This is a genomic window from Candidatus Dactylopiibacterium carminicum (genome assembly GCF_014736495.1).
GTDB lineage: Bacteria > Pseudomonadota > Gammaproteobacteria > Burkholderiales > Rhodocyclaceae > Uliginosibacterium > Uliginosibacterium carminicum.
The window spans coordinates 1-7,740 of sequence record NZ_MDUX01000094.1; the positions used below are offsets into that span (position 1 = coordinate 1).

Sequence of the window (7,740 nt, forward strand, 5' to 3'; positions counted from 1 at the left end):
TGAAAAACAGTATTTCATGAAGCTCGGGGCTGTCTAGGAAACCCGGGGCGATTCACATAGAACCGGCAATTGGCACAAGTCTGACCTTTGGCGTAGTTCTTGAATTTGACTGTATCGACCTTGGCAGCATCTTCCTTGTAACCCAGAGCCATCGCCATGGGATCGCTCTCGGTCACTTTTGCCTGCGCGACAGCGTTGCGCATGACACCCAGACCCAATGCCAGAGCCGGGGCTGCAATGAGGATGGAACGGCGGCGGCTATCCATGACTACTTTCTCCTTAGGGTTAATGGTTGCCCCAAAGGATCAAGGCATAGCGCCAGTGCGTCAAGCCGCGCAGATCAAGGACAGGTATACGGAATTCGATACAGGCAGCCTCACCACCCATACCAAAGGCAGATGAGTACCAGTGAAGCCAGCAATGCCACGATCACGATCAGCAGGCGATTCTGGATGCGTCGCAAACGCAGATGCTCGGCATCACGCGCCATGACCAGCTCCTGCGCTTCCGCCGTCAGGGCTCGGTGCACAAGGCGTGGCAGTTGTGGCAGGCTGACCGCCCAGTTCGGCGCTTCCTCGTGCACATGGCGCAGCAGGGCACGCCAGCCGATCTGCTCGTTCATCCAGCGTTCGAGGAAGGGCTTGGCGGTTTGCCACAGATCGAGGTCAGGATCGAGCTCTCGGCCCAACCCCTCGATGTTGAGCAGGGTCTTCTGCAGCATCGCAAGCTGCGGCTGCACTTCCATTTCGAAGCGGCGTGCAGTCTGGAACAGACGCAGCAGCGTCTTGCCGAAGGAAATGTCCTTCAGCGGCCGATCGAAAATCGGTTCACAGACCGCACGGATAGCGGCCTCGAATTCATCCGGTCGTGTATGCGCCGGCACCCAGCCAGCGTCGATGTGCGCTTGCGCCACCCGCTTGTAGTCCCGCTTGAAGAAGGCCAGGAAGTTCTGCGCGAGATAGGATTTGTCCCGCTCGTTGAGCGGCCCCATGATGCCGAAATCCAGCGCCACGTATTGGCCCCGGGGGGTGACGAGGATATTCCCCGGATGCATGTCGGCATGGAAATAGCCGTCACGGAAAACCTGGGTAAAGAAGATTTCCACGCCAGCGCGCGACAGCGCCTTCAGATCGACCCCCTGGGCACGCAGGGCAGCGATCTGCGAGACCGGCGTACCGCTCATGCGCTGCATCACCATCACGTTCCGCGTACAGTAATCCCAATGCACGGCCGGCACAGCCAGCAGGGGAGAGTCCGCAAAATTGCGCCGCAGCTGTGAGCAATTGGCGGCTTCACGCATCATGTCCAGCTCGTCATCCAGATGGCGGGCATACTCTGCGACCAGCGCACGTGGCTTGAGACGACGACCGTCGCGCCAGAGCTTTTCCAGCAGCCAGGCCGCAGCATCGAGCAGACCGATATCGTGCGTGATCACGGGTGCGATTCCCGGCCGCAGGATCTTCACCGCCACCTCGGTGCCATCAGGCAGCACCGCGAAATGCACCTGCGCCACCGAGGCGGACGCCACGGGCTGTGCATTGAATTGCGCGAATACCTCGTCGGCCGGCCGACCATATTCCTCGGCCAGCACGGCCAATGCCTGCTCGGAAGGAAACGGCGGTACGCGATCCTGCAGGCGGGCCAGTTCATCGGCGACGTCGGGCGCCAACAGATCGCGCCGCGTAGACAGCAACTGGCCGAATTTGACAAAGATCGGCCCCAGGGTTTCGAGCGCCTCGCGCAAGCGTTGCGCGCGCGGCGCAGCAAACCTGCGTGCCGGCAATGCGCGCTGCACCCATCCGCCGAAACGGGTGGCGGACGCTTGGTCGAAGATCATCTGGTCCAGCCCGAAACGCAGGCCGACGTTGATGATGCGGGAGAGGCGGAGCAGTCGCACGATGGGAAGCGGCCTGAACAAAGCCGGGATATTACCGCGAGGCTTACCGCCCCCGCTCAGGTTTCATCGCGTCCGGTACCCGAGCCGACCACGGCACGCCCCAGACGATCATGCACGGCATCCCAGGCACTGTCATCCGGCAGGGTCTGGACGAGGATCTCACGCGCCCCGCTGGCATCCAGCGCGCGCAGGTTGGCGTACAGCTCATGCGCATAGCCATGCGCATCGAAGGGTGCATCGATCGCCATGACGTAGCGCCCGGGTGCGCTCTCTCCAGCCCGGGTGAGCACGGCGCAATCACCGGCAGCCACGGCAATTTCAGCAGAACTTGCCATGCGCATCGGTGTGCGTGGGGCATAGTGCGCGGCCAACGCACCTGAAACCCGTGGCGCCGCCTCACCCTCGCCTTTCAGGCGCACCGGCCGGCCGATCACGGCCTCGATGGCCGTACGGCCGATCATGCCCGGCCGCAGCAATACCAGCTCACCGCGCGACAGATCGAGGATCGTCGATTCGATGCCCACTTCGCAGGCGCCGCCCTCCAGGATCATCGCAACCGCATCCCCCAGCTCTTCCTGCACGTGCTGCGCTGTGGTGGGACTTATACGGCCGAAGCGGTTCGCGGAAGGTCCGGCCACGCCACCACCGAAAACACGCAGCAGGGCAAGCGCCACCGGATGATCCGGCACACGCAGGCCGACCGTATCCTGGCCGCCTGTGACCACGTCGGGAACGTCCGCCTCCTTCTTCAGGATCAGGGTCAGCGGGCCGGGCCAGAAGGCACGTGCCAGTGCGATGGCTTCTTTCGGGATTTCACGCGCCCAGCCAGGGAGTTGTTCGGCATCCGCCAGATGCACGATCAGCGGATGGTCGGCGGGTCGGCCCTTGGCCGCGAAGATGCCACGCGAAGCCTCGGGGTTGGACGCATCTGCGCCCAGGCCATAAACCGTTTCGGTGGGGAACGCCACCAGCTTGCCTGCGCGCAGCAGCTCGGCAGCGCGGGCGATGTCTTCGGGAGTATCGCTACAGATCATTGCAGATGCTCGGAAAAGAAACCCAGCACGCGCAGCTTGGCATCCTCACGCGCCTCCGGGTTGGGGGCGGTGGTCACGCCCTGTCCTGGATTGACGCCATTGGGTACGTCGCGCCTCACACGTTTGCGGGTGAGCGCAGGGTTGTCGAAATCATGAAAGGTGCCTGGGTAGACAACGATCTGCATCGGCTCCCCCCGTGCCACGACCGCCTGGGCCAGTTGTTGGCATGGCGCAGCCGGCGTCCAGTCGTCCGCCTCTCCGATCAGCAGCAACAAAGGCGCATACGGATGGAATCGACTCGCTCTGGCTGCCTTGCTGGTACATCCAGGATAGAAAGCCACCGCCGCGGCAAAACCATCGCCGGCTTTCGGCGGGTGGGTAATCGCATCCAGCGTGACACCACCGCCATGCGACCAGCCCAGCAGGCCGATCCGCAGCCCGTCTACATCCGGTCGTTCGCGCAGCCAGGTCAGCGCAGCGTAGGCATCGCCACGCCGGTCGGCTTCCTTGAGGCTGCGCTCGGCAAATTTCTGCGTACAGAGCTCCCTGATGCCCCGTGCGCTAAGGCTATCGAGCATCAAGGCCACATAACCGTGCTCGGCCAGAAATTCTCCCCACATCCGGTGGCGGGCATTCAGGCTGCCATCGCGAGCATAGGCGCCACCACATCCATGCAGCATGACGACAGCCGGATGCGGCCCGGGACCTTCCGGCGCGAACAGATGAGCCCGCAGAGGCTCCGGCGAAGAAGATGATCCCGCTGCGGGGATCGAGACTTCCGCCGGCAAGGGTGCAGCCCAGGCCGGCACACAGACTACGGCCAGCGCCCAGCACAGCTCTACAAGCCTCTGGCGCCAGCGCATCTTACTCGTCCTTGATTCCGAGAGCGGCGCGTACCGCCATGGCCGCGTCGAACGCCTTCTGCGGGTCAGCATCGATCACCGTGTAATGCCCCATCTTGCGCCCAGGACGGGCCTCATGCTTGCCATACAGATGCAGCTTGAGGCCGGGAACGGCAAACAGCCTGGCCCAGTCCGGCTCGCGGCAATTACCGGCTTCGTCGAACCAGGCATCCCCCAGCAGATTGACCATCACCGCCGCCGAATGCGCACGGGCATCCCCCAGAGGCAAGCCACACAACGCACGCACCTGCTGCTCGTACTGGCTGGTGACACAGGCGTCTACGGTGTAATGGCCACTGTTGTGCGGACGCGGCGCCATCTCATTGACATACAGCTCGCCGCGCGAAACGAAGAATTCGACGCCCAGCGTACCGATGTAACCGAGTTTCTCCGCGAGTCGCTCGGCGATTTCCTGGGCACTGTCACGCTGGCAGACCGATGCCCGTGCCGGCGCGACGGAGATATCGAGAATGCCGCGCGCATGCTGGTTCTCGGCGACGGGAAAACATTTGCAGGCGCCATGTTCATCACGCGCCAACACGACAGACACTTCGTAATCCAGCTTGAGCATCTGCTCCAGCACGCAGGCTTCATTGTTGAAAGCCTGAAAAGCCGCCATGGCTTCCTCGCGGTTGGCAACGCGCGCCTGCCCCTTGCCGTCGTAACCAAAACGGGCAACCTTGAGGATGCCAGGAAACAGCGCTGCCTCGACGGTACGCAGATCCTCAAGACGTTCGATCGACGCGAATGCCGCATGCGGAATGCCGTTATCGCGCAGAAAGGTTTTCTCCGCGACGCGGTTCTGGCAGATCGCCACGGCATCGGCATTCGGGCGCACGGGAACGGACCTGGCCAGATACTTCAGCGTGGCGGCCGGCACGTTCTCGAACTCGGTCGTCACCGCCGCGCACTGCGAGGCGATTTCGTCCAGTGCCGCCTGGTCGTCATAGGCCACGCACAGATGGCGGTCCGCCGCCTTGCCGGCCGGACTGGCTGGATCCGGATCCAGCACCCAGACCTGGTAGCCCATTTCATGGGCGGCCAGCACGAAGAAACGGCCAAGCTGGCCGCCTCCCAGCATGCCGAGCGTGGCAGGAGGCAGTATGGGAGAAGCTATCTGGATCATCAGTGCGCCGCAGAACGGGAAAACAGGTTGAGAACGAGAACTCCGGCCAGAATCAGGCCGATGCCAAGAATCGCCGGCGTGTCCAGCGACTGCCGGTACAGCAGCCAGCCCACCAGACTGACCAGCACGATGCCGGCGCCAGACCAGATGGCATAGGCAACCCCCACAGGGATGCTGCGCAGTACGATGGTCAGCAAATAAAAAGCGGCACCATAGCCCAGCACGACCAGCACGCTCGGCAGTGGACGGCTGAAACCCGCCGAAGCCTTGAGGGCCGATGTGGCGATCACCTCACAGACAATGGCCACGGCCAGCGCCCACCAGGCCTGTTGCTGAAGATTCACAGTGGATCGTCCAGCGTCATGTCCAGAACGCTCTGCGTCTGACGCTCACGGAAAGCCTGCAGCATCAGCGCAAGGCGCGTTTCGCCATTGGCCAATAACGCCACCGCGAACAGCGCGGCATTCGCAGCTCCCGCCTCGCCAATCGCGAAGGTCGCTACTGGAATGCCCTTGGGCATCTGGACGATGGAATGCAGGGAATCGACCCCGGACAGGGCACGGCTCTGCACCGGCACGCCCAGCACCGGCACGATAGTCTTTGCCGCCAGCATGCCCGGCAGATGTGCCGCACCGCCGGCTCCAGCGATGATCGCCTTGAGGCCGCGCTCCCGCGCCTGCTCGGCATACTCGAACATCAGATCCGGCGTGCGATGCGCGGAAACCACGCGCGCCTCGTAAGGCACTCCGAAATCCTTGAGGATACGGGCAGCGGCCTGCATCGTCGGCCAGTCGGAATTCGACCCCATGACGATGCCGATGACAGGATTCGGCGTGCTCATTGCTGCTTCGCTTCCAGGACGCGCTGGGCCGACTCCACGGTATTGGCCAGCAACATGGTGATGGTCATCGGACCGACACCGCCAGGCACCGGCGTGAGCAGGGAGGCCACGTCACGGGCCGTGTCGAAATCCACGTCGCCACACAGCTTGCCGTCGGCGTCGCGATTGATGCCCACGTCGACCACCACGGCACCGGGTTTGATCATGTCGCCCGTGAGAAACTTCGCACGCCCCACCGCGGCCACCACGAGATCGGCGCGCTTGGTATGAAAGGCCAGATCCTTGGTCTGCGAATGGCAGACCGTGACCGTCGCCCCGCGCGACAGCAGCATCACCGCCATCGGTTTGCCGACGATGTTGGAGCGCCCGATCACCACCGCCTCCATCCTCTTGAGCTGAACCCCTTCGGAATCCAGCATCTTCATCACGCCCCAGGGCGTGCAGGGATAGAAGCTCTTGCGCCCCTGCAGCAGCAAGCCGAAGTTCTCAGCATGAAAACCATCGACGTCCTTCTCCGGCGAAATGGCTTCGAGCACCTTGTCGGCATCGAACTGCTTCGGCAGCGGCAATTGCACCAGAATGCCATGCACCGTCGCATCGGCGTTCAGTTCGGCGATCTTGGCGAACACCACTTCCGGCGCGACATCCACCGGATAGGTGAACTTCAATGAGCGAAAGCCTGCCTTCTCGCAGCCCGCCACCTTGTTGCGGACGTATACGGCAGAAGCAGGGTCTTCGCCGACCAGGATCACGGCGAGGCAGGGCTGCACGCCCTGGGCGGTGAGTTCGGCTGCGCGTTGAGCGATCTCTTCGCGTACTTTTTCGGCGAGTGCCTTGCCGTCGATGATGCGGGCAGTCATGGGAGGCCTAAGCTTTTGAAAAGCCGGTGATTATACCCCTTGCCCAAACACGGGGGAAATGCAGAAAACGTCACAACAAAAAGGGCGGCCCGCGGGCCGCCCTGACAGGATATGCATCCGGTTCAGTTATTGGCGTTCATCCATTGCGCAGCGGTGAGGCTCACCTTGCCGGCCCCCGCATACTTGGTCAGCAGGTCAGGCAGCTCCGTTGCCGTGTGCAGGTTCTTCGGCGTCGGTGGCTCACCGTTGTGCCAGGCAAAATCGATTGGGGTGGCTTGCGTCGGCCCTAGCGAACTATCCGTGGCGCTGCTATCGCCGGCCCAGACCATCCAGGTCACGCTGCTGCTATCGGTGTAGCTGGATTGCGGCGAAGCCATATAGGACGAATCCGTACCCGACAACAATTCATGACGAGTTCCGTACGCTCGGATAGCACCGGTGTAGCTGCTGTTGGTCACATCCGTCTGATTGTTCCGCAGGGGCGTCAGCACGCCCTTGTAGAAGCTGTTGGTGACTTCAACCATGCCACCTTCCGTCAAGATCGAACCATTGGAAGTCACACCGAAATGGTAAGAACCTGAAGTCAGTTTCGCGGTCAGCGACGAACTGGTCGCATTGAACAGATCGTCATACCATTTTTTGGTAACGCGGGCATCGCCGGAATCGGCATAGATATTGAACACCTGCACGTCACCCGAACGCAGACGTGGCATCCGGTCCATCAACCCGTTGTAGTAATTGTGGTGCAGCGTGACGGTATAGGTACTCGGCTCTTTCAATCCGTTGGCGCCGATCAGATGGCCCTTTTTCTGGTAACTGGCAACTTCCATGATCTGGTCCTGCGTCATGAACTGACGCAGATAGTTGTACACCGTCATCGAAGATTTGTTTGTCTCCAGATAGTCGAACTTGAATCGCCCCCGGTTCACTAGACACTTCGAAGCCTTAAGCTGGCAACCAAGTGGAGGTGTCTATGAGTAGCAAGCGATACACGGAAGAGTTCAAGATTGAAGCGGTCAAGCAAGTGACCGATCGCGGACATAGCGTTGCGGACGTTGCCGGGCGACTGGATGTGAGCAT

Annotated in this window: 10 protein-coding genes; 1 reads left to right on the top strand and 9 read right to left on the bottom strand. The window is 62.0% G+C overall.

The genetic code is table 11. The features are described from left to right. Positions 1 to 14 precede the first annotated feature (14 nt). The 9 genes from BGI27_RS17060 to BGI27_RS17100 all read right to left on the bottom strand — a co-directional run bounded on the left by BGI27_RS17060 (position 15) and on the right by BGI27_RS17100 (position 7,538). Complete coding sequence (locus tag BGI27_RS17060) at positions 15 to 266, bottom strand: high-potential iron-sulfur protein (protein ID WP_095525989.1); 252 nt, start codon at positions 264 to 266, stop codon at positions 15 to 17. A gap of 110 nt (positions 267 to 376) precedes the next feature. Beyond that, positions 377 to 1,897 carry a ubiquinone biosynthesis regulatory protein kinase UbiB gene (gene ubiB / locus BGI27_RS17065; RefSeq protein ID WP_095525997.1) on the bottom strand — a complete coding sequence of 507 codons (1,521 nt, stop codon included), beginning with the start codon at positions 1,895 to 1,897 and terminating at the stop codon, positions 377 to 379. Positions 1,898 to 1,953: 56 nt separating this feature from the next. Then, entirely contained in the window at positions 1,954 to 2,931 is a 978-nt protein-coding gene (locus BGI27_RS17070; protein WP_095525990.1) for an L-threonylcarbamoyladenylate synthase, read from the bottom strand. Beyond that, positions 2,928 to 3,794, bottom strand: coding sequence for a dienelactone hydrolase family protein (locus BGI27_RS17075; RefSeq protein WP_141239793.1), 867 nt, complete (start codon positions 3,792 to 3,794; stop codon positions 2,928 to 2,930). Before BGI27_RS17075 ends, BGI27_RS17070 begins: the two co-directional genes overlap by 4 nt. A 1-nt stretch (position 3,795) precedes the next feature. Further along, positions 3,796 to 4,959, bottom strand: coding sequence for a 5-(carboxyamino)imidazole ribonucleotide synthase (locus BGI27_RS17080; RefSeq protein WP_095525992.1), 1,164 nt, complete (start codon positions 4,957 to 4,959; stop codon positions 3,796 to 3,798). Beyond that, positions 4,959 to 5,303, bottom strand: a complete 345-nt coding sequence (locus tag BGI27_RS17085; protein ID WP_095525993.1) for a DMT family transporter — start codon at positions 5,301 to 5,303, stop codon at positions 4,959 to 4,961. The genes BGI27_RS17080 and BGI27_RS17085 overlap by 1 nt, the downstream gene beginning before the upstream one ends. Further along, positions 5,300 to 5,800, bottom strand: a complete 501-nt coding sequence (gene purE / locus BGI27_RS17090; protein WP_095525994.1) for a 5-(carboxyamino)imidazole ribonucleotide mutase — start codon at positions 5,798 to 5,800, stop codon at positions 5,300 to 5,302. The genes BGI27_RS17085 and purE overlap by 4 nt, the downstream gene beginning before the upstream one ends. Then, positions 5,797 to 6,660, bottom strand: a complete 864-nt coding sequence (gene folD, locus BGI27_RS17095; protein WP_095525995.1) for a bifunctional methylenetetrahydrofolate dehydrogenase/methenyltetrahydrofolate cyclohydrolase FolD — start codon at positions 6,658 to 6,660, stop codon at positions 5,797 to 5,799. The genes purE and folD overlap by 4 nt, the downstream gene beginning before the upstream one ends. Positions 6,661 to 6,782: 122 nt before the next feature. Continuing rightward, a complete protein-coding gene (locus BGI27_RS17100; RefSeq protein WP_095525996.1) occupies positions 6,783 to 7,538 on the bottom strand; it encodes a pectate lyase family protein in 756 nt (251 codons plus the stop codon). A gap of 95 nt (positions 7,539 to 7,633) precedes the next feature. Here BGI27_RS17100 and BGI27_RS17105 point away from each other — a divergent pair. Further along, positions 7,634 to 7,740 (top strand): transposase (locus tag BGI27_RS17105; protein ID WP_141239830.1); only part of this gene is annotated, 107 nt, incomplete at its 3' end.